The sequence below is a fragment of the Limnohabitans sp. Jir72 genome, from assembly GCF_003063575.1.
Lineage (GTDB): Bacteria > Pseudomonadota > Gammaproteobacteria > Burkholderiales > Burkholderiaceae_C > Limnohabitans_A.
The window spans coordinates 36,896-54,982 of sequence record NZ_NESC01000006.1; the positions used below are offsets into that span (position 1 = coordinate 36,896).

Sequence of the window (18,087 nt, forward strand, 5' to 3'; positions counted from 1 at the left end):
TTATTTACCACCTCCCCGCACCATGACCCAAGTCACCAACACCGTGCGCTTTGTGCTCGACGGCCAGATCGTCGAAGCCCAGGGCGAGCGCCGCACCACCACTGTTCTGGATTACTTGCGCGAGCAACTCCACCGCACCGGCACCAAAGAGGGCTGCGCCGAAGGCGATTGCGGCGCTTGTGTGGTGATGGTGGGCGAGCTCAACGCCGCAGGCACGGGCGTGGACTATGTGGCCACCAATGCCTGCATTCAGTTGCTGCCTTCGCTGGACGGCAAATCGGTCAAGACCGTCGAGAGCCTGAAAAAAGCCGACGGCACGCTGCACCCGGTTCAGGAAGAAATGGTCAAGTGCCACGGTTCGCAGTGCGGTTTCTGCACGCCCGGCATCGTGATGAGCTTGGTGAACCTGGTGCAGGTCTTGCCCATGCCCAACCGCCAGCAGATCACCGATTCGCTCAGCGGCAACCTCTGCCGCTGCACCGGCTACAAGCCAATCATCGAATCGGCCACCAAGGCCTGCGCCAAACCCGAAGCGCTCAAGATCGACGACAGCGCCGATGTGCCTTTGCTCAAAGAAATCAAGCGTTCCAGCGTGCCTACGCTGAGCCTGGACGGCGACATCATCGTGCAGCCCGTGGTGCGCACCAAGAAGGGCAACGAGTTCGTGTCGCCCGCTACCGTGGCCGAAGTGGCCGACTATTTGGTCAAGAACCCCACCACCACCTTGCTGGCTGGCAGCACCGAAATCGGTTTGCAGGTGAACAAGCAGTTCAGCCGACCCGACCACATCATGTATCTGGGCAACGTGGCCGAGCTGCGTCAGGTCAAAGAGACCGACAAGGTCTGGCGCATCGGCGCTGCGGTGTCGCTGACGCAAGTCGAAGCGCTGGTGGCCCAGGCTTATCCTGACTTCACCGAAGTGCTGCGCCGCTTTGGCTCGCCCCCCATCCGCTCGACGGCCACGCTGGCGGGCAACATCGCCAACGGCTCGCCGATTGGTGACACCATGCCTTGCCTGATGGCCTTGGGTGCCAGCCTGGTGCTGCGCCGTGGCGACAAAACCCGCAAGGTGCTGCTGGACAACTTCTACACCGGCATGAAGAAAAACGTGATGGAGCCAGGTGAGTTCATCGAAGCCATCGAACTGCCTAAGCCCGTGGCCGGCCAGGTGTTCCGCGCCCACAAGGTGAGCAAGCGTTTTGAACAAGACATTTCGGCCACTTGCGCTGCCATCAGCTACATGCTGAAAGACGGTAAGTTGAGCGGTGTGAAACTGGCCTACAACGGCCTGGCCCCATCGCCTTGCCGCGCCCCCAAGCTCGAAGCCGTGCTGGAAGGCCGTGTGCCCACCGACGTGAAATCGGCCGACCTGGACGCCGCCATCACTGCCAGCTTCACTGCCCGCGACGGTCTGCGTGCCACTTGGGCCTACCGCGCCCTGGTCGCCCGCAACCTGGTGCTCGAATTCATTGAAGAACAAACGAAAGAGGTGGCTTGAATGAACGCTCCTACCGCACTCAAAAACCTGCTGCCTGTGTCAGGCGTTCAGCAAGGCACCGACATCGTTCACGAGTCTGCCCACTTGCACGTGACCGGCTCTGCCACTTACATCGACGACATCCCTGAGCACGCAGGCACTTTGTATGCCGCGCTCATCTTGTCGCCCGTGGCGCATGGTGAGTTGATTGGCGACGGCATCGACCGTGACGCTATTTTGAAAGAACACGGCGTCGTCGCGGTCTACACCGCCAAAGACATTCCCGGCGAAAACAACTGCGGCCCCATCATCCACGACGATCCGTTCTTGGCTGCAGGCAAGGTTGAGTTCATCGGCCAAGCCGTGGCCGTGGTCGTGGCGCGCGAGATGCTCTACGCCCGCGAAGCCGCCCACAAAGCCAAGGTGCTGGTGAAAGAGCTCAAGCCCATCTTGACGGTGGAAGAGGCGATGGAAGCGAGCAGCTTCATCATGCCGCCCAAAGGCATCACGCGCGGTGACGCAGCGGCAGCCATTGCCAGCGCCCCGCACAAGATCAAAGGCACGACTCGCACCGGCCAGCAAGAGCAGTTCTATCTGGAAGGCCAGATCACTTACGCGGTGCCCAAAGAAGACGGCCAGCTCACGCTGTACGTGTCGACCCAGCACCCCGACGGCAACCAGCGCGAAGCCGCGCACGCCTTGAACCTGCATACCAACGACGTCGAAGTGATTTGCCGCCGCATGGGTGGCGGTTTTGGCGGCAAAGAAGGCAACGCCAGCATCTTCAGCCAGAGCGCTGCACTGGCCGCGTTCAAACTGCAAAAGCCCGTCAAGCTGCGCGTGAACCGCGATGACGACATGACCATCACTGGCAAGCGTCACGATTTCCGCATCGACTACGAAGTGGGCTTTGACGACACTGGCCGCGTCTTGGGTGCGGACATCACGCTCATGTCACGCTGCGGCTACAGCACCGACTATTCGGGTCCTGTGAACGACCGCGCTTGCCTGCACATCGACAACACCTACCACCTGCCCGCACTCAAGCTGGTGAGCCACCGCTGCAAAACCAACACGCAAAGCGCCACCGCTTTCCGTGGCTTCGGCGGCCCACAAGGCATGTTTGGCATCGAAACAGTGATGGACGAGATTGCGATGACTTTGGGCAAAGACCCACTGCAAGTGCGCAAGCTCAACCTGTACAAAGACCCCGCCATCAGCGGCACGCCCGACACCATGACCACCCAATACAACCAGCTCATCGAAGACTGGGTGGGCGACAAGGTGATCGATCAGGTGGAGCAGGAATCCAAATACGCCGAGCGTCGCGCTCAGGTGCAAGCCTTCAACGCCAAGAGCAAAACCCGCAAGCGCGGTTTGTCGCTTGTGCCTTTGAAGTTCGGTATCAGCTTCACCGCTACACACTTGAACCAGGGCGGCGCGCTGCTCGTGGTCTACATGGACGGCTCGGTCAGCTGCAACCACGGCGGCACAGAAATGGGCCAAGGCCTCAACACCAAGATGGCGCAGGTCTGTGCCGATGGTTTGGGCATCAGCGTGGACCATGTCCGCATCACCGCCACCGATTCACAAAAAGTGCCCAACGCTTCGGCCACTTCCGCGTCGAGCGGTGCTGACATCAACGGCGCGGCCATCATGAACGCCACGATGCAAATGCGTGAGCGCTTGAAGCCCGTGGCGGCCCGCATGTTGGCTTGCGCTGAGGGTGATGTGACTTTCGCGAACAACGAAGTGCACGGTGGCAGCAAATCCGTCAAGTGGGCAGATCTGACCAAGCAAGCGTACATGGAACGTGTGGGCTTGTCGGTGACTGGCTTTTACATGACGCCCGAAATCAAATACGACTTCGCGACTCTGAATGGCCGCGCTTTCTATTACTACTGCTACGGCGCTGCCGTGAGCGAAGTGGAGATCGACACGCGCACGGGCGAGTGGAGGCTCCTAGCCGTGGACATCGTGCACGACGTGGGCCGCAGCATCAACCCCGCATTGGACAAAGGCCAAATCGAAGGCGCTTATGTGCAAGGTATGGGCTGGCTCACCATGGAAGAGTGCATTTGGGACAAAAAGGGCAAGCTGCTCACGCACGGCCCCAGCACCTACAAAATCCCAGTGGCGGGCGACATCCCAGAACACTTCAAGGTGTCGTTGTTCGACAACGCCAACTTGAAGCCCACGCCTTTCAACAGCAAGGCCACGGGCGAGCCACCTTTGATGTTGGGCCTGTCGGCCTTCTTTGCCTTGCGCGACGCGGTGGCCGCCAGCGCCGACCACAAAGCTGTGGTGCACATGGACGCACCCGCCACGCCGGAGCGCATCTTGATGGCCTGCGAAAGCGTCAAGGCCCAAGCGGGTCTGTGAGCTGAACTTTGCGCACCTTCAAGCGCCGCCTGGTGGTCCATCAGGCGGCCTTTTTCTTTGCCGACTTGTTCCATCTCCATGCCGATTGCTGCGCTGATTTTTGACCTCGACGGCACGCTGGTGGACAGCGAAGCGCCAGGTCTGGATGTGCTGCACCAGATGGCCGCCGACTTGGGCGCACCTTGGGGCCGCGAAGAAATGCATGCGCTCTTTGGCGGGGTGCCCATGGCCCGTTGCGTCAGCACCATCGCGCAGCATGTGGGGGTGCAGCACCAGCCCCTCGACGAGGTGGTATTTCTCAAGCAACTGCGCTTGAACATGGCCACACGCTTTCGCGCAGGCCTGAAAGAAATCCCCGGCGCCACGGCGTTGTTGAAAAGCCTGCAAGCCACGAACAGGCCTTTTGCCATCGGCACCAACGGCCCGCGTGAAAAGGCCGAGATCACGCTGGGGGTCACGGGGCTGCGCGATTATTTTGGTGACCGTCTGTTTTGTGCCCCAGACGTGGGCAGCTTCAAACCCGAGCCCGGTTTGTTCTTGCACGCCGCTGCGGTCTTGGGCGTCGAGCCCTCAGCGTGCGGTGTGGTCGAAGACAGCTTGCCCGGCATTCAGGCCGGTTTGGCAGCAGGCATGCAGGTGTTCAGCCTGCACCCACGCCAAGGTTTGCCTGCACAGTGGGCTGAGCGCATTCAGTTCATCGATGACTTGCACCAGTTGCGGGTCTGGCTGGGCTGAGTTCTAGTCTTGACCTTCGGTCAGCGTGTCGAGCTGGAACTTGCCGCTCTTGTGCCACAGCCACACATCGGTGTAGGTGACCTGGCTCAGGTTCTTGGGGGCGGGGTAGGGCGCAGCAGCTTTGACCATGCGTTCGATTTCGGCCATGACTTGCGGCGCGTGTTTCGGCGGGCGTTTCCAGTTCAGCGCTTTGACCTGGCCTTGGCGGTCAATGTCCACATCCAGCACGCCTACGGCTTCAAGCATGGGCGGCATGCGGCCCTTGAAGATGCGTTCCTTGTTGATGCCATACAAGTGCGAGGCGGCATCTTTGCGGTATTCCTTGGCTGAATGTGCCAGTGATGATTCGGATACTTTGGGTGCTGTGTTTGCTGTGATTTCCGGCAATGGGGGCCATTCCTGACTGGAGTAAGCGCTTTTGACTTTGCTGACGTCTGTGGTGCACCCGCTGAGCAAACTCAGGCCGAGTACGCCCAAACTGGTCAGGGCGGCGACAATCGTGGCTTTGAATTGGCGAAATGTGTGCTTCACAGTGAGTCCCTGTCTCGTTGGCATACTTGGCTGAGGCATCATTGTGCACCGAGCCTCAAGGCTGGATAAGGCCTTGGTCTGAAATGGATGTGATTGTGAATTGGATGGATTTGGCTTTGCAACAACTCGCCCGAGAGGCGGGTGTGGTCGTGACCGTGCTGGCCACCCAGGGTTCTGTGCCACGCGGCGCAGGCACGCGCATGGTGGTGTTCGCCCAAGGCGAGCAGGGCACCATTGGCGGCGGGCATCTGGAATACCAAGCCATCGCCCATGCCCGCTTGCTCTTGGCGGGCCAGACTGATGAAACACAGCTGCGCCATGTGCTGGGTCCGAGCTTGGGCCAGTGCTGCGGTGGTGCGGTGGAGTTGCATTTCCAGCCTGTGACGGGCTCGGATATGGCTTGGCTGCATGCTGAACTGACGCCCACGCGCACCCCGCTGGCACTGTTTGGTGGCGGCCATGTGGGCAAAGCCTTGGTCAAAACCTTGGCCCCTTTGCCTTTTGCTGTGCGCTGGGTGGACAGCCGAGACGAAATCTTTCCGGCCGATGTGCCTGCGGGCGTTGAATGTGAACATTCCAACCCGGTACAGGCTGCCGTGGCCGATCTGCTGCCGGGCACTCGTGTGCTGATCATGAGCTTCAGCCATGCCGAGGATCTGGATGTGGTCATCGCGTGCCTCAAACGGTTGCGCGCCCAGAACGATTTGCCCTTTGTGGGGCTGATTGGCAGCGCTACCAAATGGGCCACCTTCCGCCATCGCTTGGAAGAGCGGGGTTTTAGCGCAGAAGAAATCGGCCGCATCACCTGCCCCATTGGGGTGCCAGGCATCACGCGCAAAGAGCCCGAGGTCATCGCCGTGGCAGTGGCGGCACAACTCTTGCAAACGTTTTAAGCCAGGCGCACTGGTTTTCCCTGAGGATATCGGTGTTCAATGCGCTGGATTCACAGGTCAAAACTGTATACACTTCGGTGCACTGGTCGCAGCGGCGCAAGAAACCCCGTGTTTCATGTTCGCGACCGAATGACCGCTCACAGGGCCCGCGGTGGTGAGCTGGTTGGAGATCCTTCATGGAAACGTATCTGCTGGAATGGGCCAATTTGTTGCTGCGATGGGTGCATGTCATCACCGCCATCGCCTGGATTGGCTCCTCGTTTTACTTTGTCTTTCTGGACAACAACCTGCTCAAACCCAACTCACCCGACCTGCTCGAAAAAGGCGTCGGCGGCGCGATGTGGGCGGTGCACGGTGGCGGTTTTTACAACCCCCAAAAATACATGGTGGCCCCCAAAATCATCCACACCAAACTGCATTGGTTCTATTGGGAAAGTTATTCCACCTGGCTCAGCGGTTTTGCGCTGTTCACGGTGCTGTACCTCTACAACGCGGGCACATTCCTGATCGACAAATCGCTGATGGACTGGTCGCCAGCCGTGGCCGGTGCCACCGCCGTGGGTTTTTTGGCCGCCTTCTGGATCGTCTATGACGTGGTGTGCCGCGTGTTCGGCTTTCGCAAAAACGGCGAGCTGATCGTGGCGGGCATGATGATCGTGGTCATCGCGTTTGCTTCGTGGTTGGCCAACCAGTTGTTTGCAGGCCGCGCCGCCTTCTTGCTGGTGGGCGCCATGATTGCCACCAGCATGAGCGCCAACGTGTTCTTCTGGATCATCCCCGGTCAGCGCAAAGTGGTGGCCGCCATGACCAGCGGCGAAGCTTATGACGCCAATGCCCTGGCCATCCACGGCAAGCGCGGCAAGCAGCGCAGTGTGCACAACACTTACTTCACGCTGCCCGTCATCTTTGCGATGCTGAGCAACCACTACAGCTTTTTGTACACGCACGAACACCGTTGGGTGCTCCTGTTCGTGATGATGTTTGCCGGCGCCTTGATTCGCCAGTTCTTCGTGCAGCGTCATGGTTATCACTTGGGTCGTGCAGCCAATCCCTGGCCGTTTGCCGCAGTGGGCGTGGTGCTCATCGCCGGTGTGATCGTGGCCTTGAAGCCTGCAGCGCCTGTGGCCTCAGCCGCGCCCGCAGCGCCTGTGGTCTTTGCCCAGGTCAAAACCGTGATCGAGCAGCGTTGCTACATGTGCCACGGTGAACAGGTGCAAATGAAAAACGTGCGCTTGGACAGCCCTGAGCTGGTCAAGCAACACGCGCAAAACGTCTACCACCAAGTGGTGGTGACCAAACAAATGCCCATGAACAACGCCACAGGCATCACCGACGAGGAACGCGCCCTGATTGGGCAGTGGTTCCAGTCGGGTGCCAAGGTGGATTGAAGGGCTGCAGAGAACAAAACCACGGGTGTGGTTTTGTTCGCTGTTCAAGCTGCGATTTTGGGGCTGCGCAGTTTGTCCCAGGCCCATGTGGCCACGGGCCAGAGCAAGATGACGAAGGTGCCAACCGCCAGCCACATGGCAATGGGGCGGGTGAAAAACACCAGTGGGTCACCGTCTGACTTGATCATGGAGGTGACAAAGTTTTCCTCCATCATGGTCCCCAGCACCACGCCCAAAATGGCAGGGGCCACGGGGAACCCGTTTTCTTCGAGCAAGAAAGACACCAGCCCAAAGAACAAGATCAAGGTCACGCCCCACACCGAGTTGTTGATGGAGAACGAGCCGACGATGCAAAAGATCAAGATGATCGGCATCAGGATGTTGCGCGGCACCCGCAAAATTTTGGTGGCCAGCCGCACCGTCAACCAGCCCAGCGGGACCATGATGATGTTGGCCAGGATGAAGACCAAAAAGATGGCGTAAATGTTCTCCGGGTTGTTCACGAAAATCATGGGTCCGGGGTTCATGTTTTTCAGGTACAGCACACCAATCGCGATGGCGGTGATCGAGTCACCCGGAATGCCAAAGACGATCGCCGGGATCCAAGCACCGGCCAACGAAGAGTTGTTGGCCGCGCCCGATTCCACAATCCCCTCCACATGGCCCGTGCCGAACTTTTCGGGCTCCTTGGAAAACTTCTTGCTCATCGCGTAGCTCAGCCACGAGGCCATGTCGGCACCCGATCCCGGTTGGATGCCGATGACAGTGCCCAAGGCGCTGCCGCGCACCAAAGGCCATCGGTATTTTTTGAGCAAGTCCCACATGCCTGAGAAGATGTTGCCAATCTTTTCGGTGGCAATGATGGGGCTGGGGTCGGTGTTGGTGATGTAGCGCAGCAACTCAGAAACCGCAAACATGCCCACCATCATGGGGATCAACTCGACGCCACTCATGAGCTCGTTCATGCCAAACGTGAAGCGCGGCAGACCCGCTGGGTTTTCCAGTCCGATGCAAGCGATCAGCAAACCCAGCAACAAGGTGATGCAGGCTTTCAACACGCTGGCATTGCCAATGAACACCGCGCCCGCCAAGCCCAGGATGACCAGCCAGAAATACTCGAAGGATGAAAACTTCAAGGCGATCTCAGCCAGGGCGGGGGAGAACAGCACCATCACCAAAGTGCCAAACAAGCCGCCAATGGCCGAGAAGACCAAGCCAGCGCCCAGGGCGACCTCGGCTTGACCTTTCAAGGTCATTTGGTAGGCCTCGTCGGTGTAGGCGGCAGACGCAGGCGTGCCCGGAATGCGCAGCAAGGCCCCGGGAATGTCGCCCGAGAAAATCGCCATGGCCGTGGCCGTGACGATGGCCGCGATGGCGGGCACGGGGGGCATGAAAAAGGTGATCGGCACCAACAGGGCCGTCGCCATGGTGGCGCTCAGTCCTGGGATGCAACCCACAAACAGGCCGAACATGGCCGAGCAAGCAATCACCAGCAGAACATAGGGGTCAAACACCAGCCAAAAGGCCTGGAGCAACACAGCAGTGGTCATGGTTTGTCCTCTTTACCATTGAAGGGGGGTCAAGAGCCCCCAAGGCAAAGGCACGCGCAGGCCTTTGTAGAAAATGGTGTGGATGACGAAGCTGGTCACGATGGCGATCGGCAAAATCAATTTGCCGCGCACACCCAGCGCCTTGAACATCACCGACAAAATCGCGATGGCGCAAAAAATGAAGCCCAAGCGGTCCGACAAATAAATGTAGAACAGCAAGCAGGCCACCGTGATCACGAAGTTGCGCGCATGAAAGCTGGACTTGAGCCACTGGCCCATTTCAACCCAGGGCTCATGCTGTTTGGCTTTCAGGCCCTTGATGATCAAGAGCACCGCACACACCGCCAAAAGGGTGGCCAACAAACCCGGGAAAGCCCCGGGTCCGATGTTCTGTCCTGGGATGACGGGGTAGTGCCGCACCGTGTTCAAAATGGCGAGTGCCAGCGCCAAAAGCGCAGCACCCACGAGGGTGTCGTTGAATTTCATGGTTTGCTTATTTGGCCAAGCCCAGCGATTTCATGACGGTGCCCATGTCGGCATCGCCTTTGGCCATGAATTGTTCAAAGCCCTTGCTGTCGGCGTAAATGGTGCCAAAGCCGCGTTGTTGCATGAAGCCCTGGAACTCCTGGCTGTCATAGATTTTCTTGAGCGCTGTGCCGAGCTTGGCCTGAATGTCCGCCGGGATGCCTTTGGGCGCTGCAATGCCGCGCCATGCGCCAATGGCCCAGTTGCTGCCGGTGGCTGCTTTCAGGGTGGGTACATTCGGGTACAGCCCGGAGGGTTGGCTGGACATCAGTGCCAGGGGGCGGGCTTTGCCTGCGTCGATCAAGGCACGCGACTCCGGCAAGGAGCAAGTCACGAATTCAATGCCACCGGCGGCCAGGTCGTTCATGGCCGGTGCTGCGCCGTTGGAGGGCACCCAAGGTGCTGCGCTGACAGGTACCTTCAAATCGTTCAGCATGCCTGCCAATGCCAAGTGCCAGATGCCGCCTTGGCCTGTGCCAGACGCCTTGAACTTGCCAGGGTTCGCCTTGATCGCGGCGACCAGATCGCCCACGTTTTTATAAGGGGCATCGGCACGCACTGTGACGCCAGCAGGATCGATGTTCATCAAGGCAATGGGCGTGTAGTCGGTGGGCGACAGTTGGGTCAAACCGGCCCAATGCATCATCGAAATCTCCACGGTGATCATGCCGATCGTGTAGCCATCGGCCGCCGCGGTGGCGATGGCCGAGTGGCCCACCACACCGTTGCCGCCGGTGCGGTTGACCACGTTCACCGGTTGCCCCATTTCCTTTTCCAGCAAGGCGGCCACGATGCGGGCAGTGGCATCGGTGCCCCCGCCTGCGCCCCACGGGACGATCATGGTGATGGGGCGAGTGGGAAAGCTTTGTGCCAGCGCAGCACCGCACAGCGACAGGGCGGCTGCAGCGCAGGCCATGGACTTGATCAAGTTACGGCGAATCATCATGCTTGTCTCCTTCGGGGTTCAAATGGAATAAAACGCAGCGTCGCATCGCGCCGACACGCAGGTACATTCAATGCTTGGCCGTCCTGAAAATGGGTTATTCAGGTGACATCTGGCCATCAGGATTACCCGATGCAGGGCTTGACAAATGCATGCATTGGGTTCATTGCAGGGCGCGCAAGACCTCGTCCCGAGTGGGGCAACCCAGGCGGCCGCCAAACTGGGTGCACTTGAGCGATGCCGCCACACAGGCAAAACGCGCGGCTTGCGCCATGGTTTGGCCTTCCAAAATGGCCAGGGCCAGTGCGCCATGGAAAACGTCTCCGGCGGCCAAGGTGTCCACGGCCTGGATCGCCAAAGCGGGTGCATGTGCAATGCCGCCATCCTGAACCCAGTAGTAGCCGTCTTCGCCGCAGCTCGCGCCCACATGCAGGCTGTGCCTTTGCGCCACTTGCAGCAAGGCTTCATGCACATCGTGCAGGCCGGTATAGGCCCGCAGGCCTGCGTCTGAAAACACCGCGTAGTCGGCCAGTGGCATCAGACTTTGCAGCACCTCTTGAGGTGCCACATCGCCATCGACCATGGTGCGCACGCCGCGTTGCCGAGCGGCGTGCAAGGCCGCAAGCGCCCCTTCAGGCCAGCGCACATCGCAATGCAAAATATCGGCTTGCGCCAGTTCATGCAAAGGCAACCAGTCGGGGGATGCATCAACTTGCGGGTCGTGAAACGGGACCACCAGACGTTGCCCTTTCGCGTCCACAATCACCGCCGCATGCGATGAGCGCGCACCTGCCACGGTGTGCAGTCCCCGGTCGTTTACACCTTCTTGGGCCAAGGCTTGCCGCATGGCCTGGGCTTCGGCATCTTCGCCGACCCTGGCCCAGACCTGTGCCTGCCCTCCCAGTTTTTGGAAGGCGCAAGCGGCTGAAACGGCCATGCCATCGACCACGGTGCAACGCTGGCTGGCCATCACTTTGGCCGGTGCCGCTTCGATGCGATCGACCTGAAAAATCGCCGTGGTGCAAATCGCACCCAAAGCCACCATGCGCGGGCGTGGGCGCATGGTCTCAGTGCCGCGCGAAAGCGCTGGCTTGTTGTGCCAGCGCCGTGATGCCCGCCCAGTCCCGGTCGCCCAGCATGTCTTGTGGAACGACCCAGGAGCCGCCCACGGTGCTGCAATTGGGCAGCTTCAAGTAGGTCGGGATATCGGCCGGGCGGATGCCACCGGTGGGGCAAAACAGCACGTCTGGAAACACGCCGCTCATGTCCTTGATCCAGTGGGCGCCCGCAGCGCCTTGGGCTGGAAAGTATTTGAGTTCCTTCAGGCCCCAGCCCCGGGCTTGCATGACTTCGCTGGCGGTGGCCACGCCGGGCAAAAAAGGAAATTGTGTGGCGGCAATCGCCCCGGCCAACTCGGCGGTGAGTCCAGGCGACACACCGAATTTGGCGCCCGCTTGGCGTGCGGTTTGCACATCCGCAGAGGTCATCAAGGTGCCCATGCCAATGTCGGCCTCGGGTGTGGCTTCGAGCATGGCGCGCAGCGCCGCCACGCTTTGGGGGGTGCGCATCACCACCTCAAAAACCGAGATGCCACCGCGCACCAAAGCCAGTGCCAGATCACCGGCCCAACGGGCGTCGTGCAGCGTCAAGATCGGCATGACCGGGGTGCGTGCCAACATCTCGCGCATGGTTCGTGGGTTCATGGAGCTCTCCGGGTCGGACCGCCGCGTCAGCGCACAGCGCACGGCATACTGATCTGAAACTTCTGCGCCCAAGGCGCCAGCATGGGCATGATGTTCGGGTAAAGCGCAACGCCTTGGCTGGCGCTGTCTGCCTTGAGTTTGAGGCCGCGTTCACCGGGTGTGCGCACCCAGCGGTCGGCTTGGGCGGGCCGCGAAGCATGGCATTGGCGTGAGACCTCGTCCATTTGCATGTTGAAGGCGCTGGCCCCCGCAAACGCACGCGGATCGATGATCTGCAAAAACACCGTGGCGCCCCAGCCTTCGGGTGCGTCTGCGCGGCCATGGCCGGCCAGGCCGCCCGTCAAAGCCTCGACCATCCAGCTCAGGCCATAGCCTTTGTGGCCGGAGTCCATGCCGCCCAGCGGCAAGATTGTGCCCTTGGGTTCATTGAACAGCACGGCCGGGTCGCGGCTGGGCTGGCCGTGGCCGTCCATCACCCATTCGGCGGGCAACAGGCCGCCCTCTTTGTGCAGGCGGTTGGTCATGCCGTTGGTGGTGGACGAGGTGGACACGTCGATCAGCACCGGCAAGCCCGAGGTGGGAATGCCCACCGACATGGGGTTGGGCGTGAACACCGGGTCCAGCCCGCCAAAAGGCGCGATGCTTGCGGCGTTCGGGTCCGAGCAATGCAGCAGCATCATGAAGCCCTGATCCGTCACGCGCTGGTGGTAAGCGGCCAGGCAAGCAATGTGGTGGCTGCGCCGAATGACCACGGTGCAGGTGCCTAGTGTGCGTGCGCGGTGGGTGGCCAAGTCGATGGCTTGCAGCACCAGCCAGGGGCCGGGCAAGCGCTGTCCATCCCAGGTCACAGCAGCTGGGTGGTCCGACACCACCAAGGGCTGACCATCCTTGCGCATCTTGCCCGCTTCCAGCTCGGCCAGATAAGGCGCCAGCAAGGCCAAGCCGTGCGTGGTGTGCCCCAGCAAGTCGCCCTCCAGCAACACATCGGCCACAGCCTGCGCCTTGTCCGGCGGCAAGCCTGCGGTTTGCAACAGTTGGTCGGCAAAAGCCAGTAGGTCAGGGACGGCGTAGTTCATGGGCTTCATCATAAAAAGAAGCCTTGTATGTGCTGTCACGCCGCGGACTCGAATCAGCGGATGCCAAGGCATGGCTAGGGTTTACACGAAACGTCACGGGCCGTGAATGCCGGATACTGGTGTTTGAGAGTTCCCCCTGCTATGTTGCCCAGACTCATGACTGAGATTTCAATATGAAATTCGGCGTTTTCGATCACCTTGACAACAGCGGTGCGCTGTTGAGAGATTTCTACGAAGAGCGACTTCAACTGATTGAGCAATACGACAGGATTGGCATCCACGTCTACCTCACTGCAGAACACCATGCGACGCCTTTGGGCATGTCCCCTTCACCGTCAGTGTTCCATTCTGCTGTGGCTCAAAGAACCAAACGCTTGTTGTTTGGGCCACTGGTTTACACCCTGGCCCTCTACCATCCCTTGAGATTGGCCGAAGAAATCTGCATGCTCGACCATTTGAGCGGTGGCCGTTTTCAATTGGGCGTGGGGCGAGGCATTTCGCCTTACGAGCTGGGTTATTACGGTGTCAACCCGGACGAGGCTCATGAACGGTACCTCGAGTCGTATGACGTGCTGATGCAGGCTTTGAAGGCGGGTCGCTCAGCCACGCCTGAACTGAGTTACCAAGGCAAGTTTTACCAATACAAAGATGTGCCCATGACCATGGCACCTTTGCAAACACCACACCCTCCCTTGTGGTACGGCATTGGCGATCCCAATGGCGTCAGTTGGTGCGTGGCCAACCGTTGCAACGTGGTGGGCAACGCCCCCTTGGACCGCATTCGGGTCATCACGGACCGTTACCGTGAAGAGTGGGCCGCTGCAGGCCACAGAGCAGACTCGTTGCCTTTGATGGGGACCACGCGCCACATGGTGATTGCGGCAACGGACAAAGAAGCCAACGATCTTGCGCGCGAGGCTTACGCACGTTGGTACAAGAGCTTCATGTACCTGTGGGACAAACACGGCACCAAGCCCGGTGCGTATTTCCCATCCACTTGGGACGAATTGGCCGGTGCAGGCCGCGCATTGGCCGGCACGCCGGAGACCGTGCGCGAACAGTTGCTGCATCAAATCGAGGTCTCGGGCATCAATTTTGTCCTCACGCGTTTTGCATTCGGGGACTTGCCCTTTGAGCATTCCAAAAGGTCGGTCTCTTTGTTTGCATCCGACGTGATGCCCTGGATCCTCGAGCGCACCACGGCTCTACAAACTTGCTGAGGCACGAAGACATGAATCAAAAACGCACCTTGCTGATCCGATCGCTGGCTGCCGTGGTTCTTGTGGGGGCTGTTGCCAATGTGTGGGCACAAACGCCGCTGGCATGGCCCACAAAGCCCGTCAAGATCATCATGCCCAGCTTGCCTGCAGGCAGCCCGGATCGCGTCACGCGCATGGTGGCCGAGAAGCTTTCCGTTCGCTGGGGCCAGCCCGTGGTGGTGGAATACAAGCCCGGTGCCACCACCGTGATCGGCACCGACTTCGTCGCACGCGCACCGGCCGATGGGTACACCTTGCTCTCGACCTTCACATCGCTGGTGCAAGCGCCTGCCTTGCTGCCCAAGGTGCCCTGGGACCCTGAGCGAGATTTCACGCCCATTGTTCAATTCATCCGCTCAGAGGTGGTCCTGCTGGTGCGCAGCGACGCCCCTTATAAAACCTTGGGCGACTTCATTGAAGCAGCCAAGGTCGCCAAGGCCAGTGGTGCTCCGCTGAACTATGCGTCATTTGGCAACGCCTCCTCATTTCACATTTATGGTGAAGCGCTCAAGCGCGGGGCGGGCATTGATTTGACGCACATCCCTTACAAAGGGGAATCCGCATCGATTGTGGACTTGATGGGTGGGCAGGTGGTCAGTTCGTTCAACTCCATTGGCACGGCCATGCCCCACCTCAAAAGCGGTCGCGTGCGTGCACTGGCCCTGGTGGGTGCGGTGCGGTCCAAAGTCATGCCCGATGTGCCCACATTCGGTGAAGCGGGGGTGGCCAAACTGGACACCAGTGGCTGGTTTGGCATGTTGGCGCCCGCAGGCACACCGCGTGCTGTGGTGGACAAAATCGCAGCGGACACCGCACAAATATTGGCGCTGCCAGAAGTGGTGGAGTCCTTGCGAGGACAAGGACTGGAGCCCACAGGTTTGGGCCCCGATGCGTTTGGCCGTTTCTTGCGCGAAGATTTGATGCGCTGGAAAACGCTGATTCACGAAGTCGGGATCAAGTCAGACCATTAAAACCACCAGCCCACGGCATGAGGGATCAGCACCGCCCCCACAATGCCGTGCAGCCCCATGCCCAAGCTGGCATAGGCTCCGGCCTCGGCATTGACGCTGAAAGCGCGTGAGGTGCCAATGCCGTGCGCCGCCACACCCAAAGCGAAGCCGCGCTGCCACCAGGCCGTGACGCGCAAGGCGTCGAGCACATAGCGGCCCAGCACCGCCCCCATGATGCCGGTGCTGACCGCAAAGATGGCGGTCAGGGTGGGCGAAGCTTGCACACGCTCGGCAATGCCCATGGCAATCGGCGCGGTGACCGATTTGGCCACCAGACCGCGCACCAACGATCCGTCCACCCCCAACCAACGCGCCACACCCACAGCAGTGAACACAGATGTGACGCCGCCGGCCATCAGCGACAGCAGCAAAACCCCCATGCGTCCCTTGAGCGAGGCCAACCCTTTGTAGATCGGAATGGCCAGCGACACCGTGGCGGTGCCCAATAAAAAGTGCACAAACTGCGCACCTTCGAAATACTTGGCATAAGGCATGTCGAGCACGCTGATGCCCACGCACACCAGCACCACCGCGATCAGCACCGGGTTGGCCAGTGGGTTGCGCTGGCTGCGTTTATACAGCGTCAAGCCCAGCAGATAAGCGCTGAGCGTCAGCACCAAGGCCAGCAGCGGGCTGCCCGAAAGGTAGACCCAGATGTCCGAGATGGGCGGCAGTGCTTGGCTCATGGCGTTCAGACCTTCTTGGACAAGGCTTTGAGTACGAGCGCCGTCACAGCCACCGTGGCCACCACGCTGATCACCAGCGCCGCGCTGATGGCCCAGGCGTTGGCTTGCAACACCGGCAAATACAGCACCACGCCCACCGATGCAGGGACGAACAAGAGCCCCAGGTGTTGCAAGATGCCGCTGCCGACCAGGTCCATGGATGCAGGCACATGGCCGCGCAGGCCCAGAAAGGCCAGTAACAAGACCAGACCCAGTACGGGGCCGGCAATGAAGGGCAGGACGAACTTGGACAGCAGTTCGCCGAGCGCTTGGAAGATGAAGAGTTGGACGAGGCCTTGGATCATGGCCTCAGTGTAGACAAGCGGCGCGGCATGGGCGAGTTGAAACAGTTGTGATCAAAACGCGATGATTGACTACACCCCTAAAGCCAACTGCATCGCCAACTGGTTGTGCCGCTCAATCAGTGGCCCCATGTCCACGGTGGTGATCTCACCATGGCGCACCACCACGCGGCCATTGACGATGGTGTAGTCCGCGTTGTCGCTGGCGCACAGCAGCAGCGCGCCCACCGGGTCGTGCACCGCGCCGCCCGCCATGCTGAGCGTGTCGGTGCGGAACATCGCGATGTCGGCGCAAAAGCCTTCCTTGATTTGCCCCAGCTCGTGGGCGCGGCCCAGCACCTCAGCGCCGCCGCGTGTGGCCAGGCGCAGGGCGTCGCGGGGTGTCATCTCGGCGGGGCCGTGGTCGCAGCCGAATGGTTCTAAGGCACGGCCCACACGCGCCAGCAGCATGGCCTGGCGGGCTTCATTCAGCAGGTGCGCCGCATCGTTGCTGGCGCTGCCGTCCACCCCCAGGCCAATGGGTACGCCCGCGTCCAGCATTTTGCGCAAGGGCAAGATGCCGCTGGACAGGCGCATATTGCTGCAGGGGCAGTGCGCAATGCCGGTGCGGGTTTTGGCAAAGAGGTAGGTGCCTTCGTCGTCGAGCTTCACACCATGCGCGTGCCACACATCGTCGCCCACCCAGCCCAGGTCCTCGGCGTATTGCGCGGGGGTGCAGTTGAATTTTTCCCGGGTGTAGGCGATGTCGTGGTCGTTTTCGGCCAAGTGGGTGTGCAGGCGCACGCCGTGGGCGCGGGCCAGCTTGGCCGATTCGCGCATCAGGTCCTGGCTGACGCTGAAGGGTGAGCAGGGTGCCACGGCCACATGCGTCATCGATCCGTAGCTGGCGTCGTGCCAGCGTTCGATCAGCCGCTGGGTTTCTTTCAAAATGGCGGGTTCTTTTTCAACCACGCTGTCGGGCGGCAGGCCGCCTTGGCTCTCGCCCACGCTCATGCTGCCGCGTGTGGCCGTGAAGCGCATGCCCATGGTGTGCGCAGCTTCGATGCAGTCGTCCAAGCGCACGCCGTTGGGGTAGATGTAGAGGTGGTCACTGCTGGTGGTGCAGCCACTCAGCAGCAGCTCGGCCATGGCCACCTGGCCGGACACGCGCACCATCTCCGGCGTGAGGCCCACCCAAATGGGGTACAGGCCTTTGAGCCAACTGAACAGCTCGGCGTTTTGCACCGATGGGATCGCCCGCGTGAGCGATTGGTACATGTGGTGGTGCGTGTTGATCAAGCCCGGCACCACCACATGGCGGCGGGCGTCGATCACTTCATCCACCTGCTTGACCAGCTCGTCGACGTTCTCACTCGCAGGGATGATGCGTTCAATGCGGCCATCGCGGATCAAAAGCGAGGCGTCTTTGAGTTCGGTGTTGGCATCGTCTTGTGTGGCGATGCAGCGGGCACGGTGGATGAGCAGTGTGGTCATGGACTTGTCCTTTGCAAGGTGTGAAACAAGTCGCGGCCGAATCCCCTGACCCCTGGCGTTCAGTGGGAGGGCGAGCACCACGTTGCCGCGCGTCCCGGGCTGTGCAGTAGGGGGA

17 protein-coding genes are annotated in these 18,087 nt (G+C 60.5%); 7 read left to right on the forward strand and 10 right to left on the reverse strand.

All coding sequences use genetic code 11. From position 1 onward, the window contains the following. Positions 1 to 22: 22 nt before the first annotated feature. From xdhA to B9Z52_RS09610, 3 genes are all read left to right on the forward strand, one after another. A complete protein-coding gene (gene xdhA / locus B9Z52_RS09600) occupies positions 23 to 1,498 on the forward strand; it encodes a xanthine dehydrogenase small subunit (RefSeq protein WP_108413637.1) in 1,476 nt (491 codons plus the stop codon). Beyond that, on the forward strand, positions 1,499 to 3,859 hold the full coding sequence (gene xdhB / locus B9Z52_RS09605; RefSeq protein WP_108413638.1) for a xanthine dehydrogenase molybdopterin binding subunit: 2,361 nt from the start codon (positions 1,499 to 1,501) through the stop codon (positions 3,857 to 3,859). A 78-nt stretch (positions 3,860 to 3,937) separates the two neighbouring features. Beyond that, the gene (locus tag B9Z52_RS09610; RefSeq protein ID WP_108413639.1) at positions 3,938 to 4,594 is read left to right on the forward strand and encodes an HAD family phosphatase; all 657 of its coding nucleotides are present in this window, start codon (positions 3,938 to 3,940) and stop codon (positions 4,592 to 4,594) included. 3 nt (positions 4,595 to 4,597) lie between these two features. Here B9Z52_RS09610 and B9Z52_RS09615 read toward each other — a convergent pair whose 3' ends face one another. Next, entirely contained in the window at positions 4,598 to 5,125 is a 528-nt protein-coding gene (locus B9Z52_RS09615; protein ID WP_233251912.1) for a hypothetical protein, read from the reverse strand. Between the two features lie 104 nt (positions 5,126 to 5,229). Between B9Z52_RS09615 and xdhC the strand changes: the two genes are divergently transcribed. After that, positions 5,230 to 6,018: a xanthine dehydrogenase accessory protein XdhC gene (gene xdhC, locus B9Z52_RS09620; RefSeq protein ID WP_233251923.1), complete on the forward strand. Its 789-nt coding sequence runs from the start codon at positions 5,230 to 5,232 to the stop codon at positions 6,016 to 6,018. 176 nt (positions 6,019 to 6,194) lie between these two features. After that, positions 6,195 to 7,406 (forward strand): urate hydroxylase PuuD, encoded by a 1,212-nt coding sequence (locus B9Z52_RS09625; RefSeq protein ID WP_108413640.1) that lies wholly within the window; start codon positions 6,195 to 6,197, stop codon positions 7,404 to 7,406. Between the two features lie 44 nt (positions 7,407 to 7,450). Here the strand turns inward: B9Z52_RS09625 and B9Z52_RS09630 are convergent, their stop codons facing one another. The 6 genes from B9Z52_RS09630 to B9Z52_RS09655 form a co-directional block, all read right to left on the reverse strand. Beyond that, positions 7,451 to 8,956 carry a tripartite tricarboxylate transporter permease gene (locus B9Z52_RS09630; protein WP_108413641.1) on the reverse strand — a complete coding sequence of 502 codons (1,506 nt, stop codon included), beginning with the start codon at positions 8,954 to 8,956 and terminating at the stop codon, positions 7,451 to 7,453. Between the two features lie 12 nt (positions 8,957 to 8,968). Further along, the gene (locus B9Z52_RS09635; RefSeq protein WP_108413642.1) at positions 8,969 to 9,442 is read right to left on the reverse strand and encodes a tripartite tricarboxylate transporter TctB family protein; all 474 of its coding nucleotides are present in this window, start codon (positions 9,440 to 9,442) and stop codon (positions 8,969 to 8,971) included. 7 nt (positions 9,443 to 9,449) lie between these two features. Beyond that, the gene (locus tag B9Z52_RS09640) at positions 9,450 to 10,427 is read right to left on the reverse strand and encodes a tripartite tricarboxylate transporter substrate binding protein (RefSeq protein WP_108413643.1); all 978 of its coding nucleotides are present in this window, start codon (positions 10,425 to 10,427) and stop codon (positions 9,450 to 9,452) included. Between the two features lie 160 nt (positions 10,428 to 10,587). Beyond that, a complete protein-coding gene (locus B9Z52_RS09645) occupies positions 10,588 to 11,487 on the reverse strand; it encodes a PfkB family carbohydrate kinase (protein WP_108413644.1) in 900 nt (299 codons plus the stop codon). 4 nt (positions 11,488 to 11,491) lie between these two features. Further along, positions 11,492 to 12,127 (reverse strand): bifunctional 4-hydroxy-2-oxoglutarate aldolase/2-dehydro-3-deoxy-phosphogluconate aldolase, encoded by a 636-nt coding sequence (gene eda / locus B9Z52_RS09650; RefSeq protein ID WP_146182820.1) that lies wholly within the window; start codon positions 12,125 to 12,127, stop codon positions 11,492 to 11,494. 26 nt (positions 12,128 to 12,153) lie between these two features. Further along, positions 12,154 to 13,203, reverse strand: a complete 1,050-nt coding sequence (locus B9Z52_RS09655; RefSeq protein WP_108413838.1) for an Ldh family oxidoreductase — start codon at positions 13,201 to 13,203, stop codon at positions 12,154 to 12,156. A gap of 173 nt (positions 13,204 to 13,376) precedes the next feature. Between B9Z52_RS09655 and B9Z52_RS09660 the strand changes: the two genes are divergently transcribed. Continuing rightward, a complete protein-coding gene (locus B9Z52_RS09660; RefSeq protein WP_108413646.1) occupies positions 13,377 to 14,423 on the forward strand; it encodes an LLM class flavin-dependent oxidoreductase in 1,047 nt (348 codons plus the stop codon). Positions 14,424 to 14,434: 11 nt separating this feature from the next. Then, complete coding sequence (locus B9Z52_RS09665; RefSeq protein ID WP_108413647.1) at positions 14,435 to 15,433, forward strand: tripartite tricarboxylate transporter substrate binding protein; 999 nt, start codon at positions 14,435 to 14,437, stop codon at positions 15,431 to 15,433. On the opposite strand, the gene B9Z52_RS09670 is transcribed toward B9Z52_RS09665, so the two are convergent. The 3 genes from B9Z52_RS09670 to B9Z52_RS09680 all read right to left on the reverse strand — a co-directional run bounded on the left by B9Z52_RS09670 (position 15,430) and on the right by B9Z52_RS09680 (position 17,972). Then, positions 15,430 to 16,158: an LrgB family protein gene (locus B9Z52_RS09670; protein WP_108413648.1), complete on the reverse strand. Its 729-nt coding sequence runs from the start codon at positions 16,156 to 16,158 to the stop codon at positions 15,430 to 15,432. The two genes, B9Z52_RS09665 and B9Z52_RS09670, sit on opposite strands and share 4 nt — an antisense overlap. A gap of 5 nt (positions 16,159 to 16,163) precedes the next feature. Next, the gene (locus B9Z52_RS09675) at positions 16,164 to 16,502 is read right to left on the reverse strand and encodes a CidA/LrgA family protein (protein ID WP_108413649.1); all 339 of its coding nucleotides are present in this window, start codon (positions 16,500 to 16,502) and stop codon (positions 16,164 to 16,166) included. 69 nt (positions 16,503 to 16,571) lie between these two features. Further along, positions 16,572 to 17,972, reverse strand: a complete 1,401-nt coding sequence (locus B9Z52_RS09680) for an 8-oxoguanine deaminase (protein ID WP_108413650.1) — start codon at positions 17,970 to 17,972, stop codon at positions 16,572 to 16,574. Positions 17,973 to 18,087 lie beyond the last annotated feature (115 nt).

Bases quoted from the DNA above. Each gene is read 5' to 3' on its own strand.
- B9Z52_RS09670 (WP_108413648.1), bottom strand. From the start codon at position 16,158: ATGAGCCAAGCACTGCCGCCCATCTCGGACATCTGGGTCTACCTTTCG.
- xdhA (WP_108413637.1), top strand. From the start codon at position 23: ATGACCCAAGTCACCAACACCGTGCGCTTTGTGCTCGACGGCCAGATC.
- B9Z52_RS09630 (WP_108413641.1), bottom strand. From the start codon at position 8,956: ATGACCACTGCTGTGTTGCTCCAGGCCTTTTGGCTGGTGTTTGACCCC.
- B9Z52_RS09655 (WP_108413838.1), bottom strand. From the start codon at position 13,203: ATGAACTACGCCGTCCCTGACCTACTGGCTTTTGCCGACCAACTGTTG.
- B9Z52_RS09625 (WP_108413640.1), top strand. From the start codon at position 6,195: ATGGAAACGTATCTGCTGGAATGGGCCAATTTGTTGCTGCGATGGGTG.
- B9Z52_RS09665 (WP_108413647.1), top strand. From the start codon at position 14,435: ATGAATCAAAAACGCACCTTGCTGATCCGATCGCTGGCTGCCGTGGTT.
- xdhC (WP_233251923.1), top strand. From the start codon at position 5,230: ATGGATTTGGCTTTGCAACAACTCGCCCGAGAGGCGGGTGTGGTCGTG.
- B9Z52_RS09660 (WP_108413646.1), top strand. From the start codon at position 13,377: ATGAAATTCGGCGTTTTCGATCACCTTGACAACAGCGGTGCGCTGTTG.
- B9Z52_RS09645 (WP_108413644.1), bottom strand. From the start codon at position 11,487: ATGCGCCCACGCCCGCGCATGGTGGCTTTGGGTGCGATTTGCACCACG.
- xdhB (WP_108413638.1), top strand. From the start codon at position 1,499: ATGAACGCTCCTACCGCACTCAAAAACCTGCTGCCTGTGTCAGGCGTT.
- B9Z52_RS09640 (WP_108413643.1), bottom strand. From the start codon at position 10,427: ATGATGATTCGCCGTAACTTGATCAAGTCCATGGCCTGCGCTGCAGCC.
- B9Z52_RS09610 (WP_108413639.1), top strand. From the start codon at position 3,938: ATGCCGATTGCTGCGCTGATTTTTGACCTCGACGGCACGCTGGTGGAC.
- B9Z52_RS09680 (WP_108413650.1), bottom strand. From the start codon at position 17,972: ATGACCACACTGCTCATCCACCGTGCCCGCTGCATCGCCACACAAGAC.
- B9Z52_RS09675 (WP_108413649.1), bottom strand. From the start codon at position 16,502: ATGATCCAAGGCCTCGTCCAACTCTTCATCTTCCAAGCGCTCGGCGAA.
- B9Z52_RS09635 (WP_108413642.1), bottom strand. From the start codon at position 9,442: ATGAAATTCAACGACACCCTCGTGGGTGCTGCGCTTTTGGCGCTGGCA.
- eda (WP_146182820.1), bottom strand. From the start codon at position 12,127: ATGAACCCACGAACCATGCGCGAGATGTTGGCACGCACCCCGGTCATG.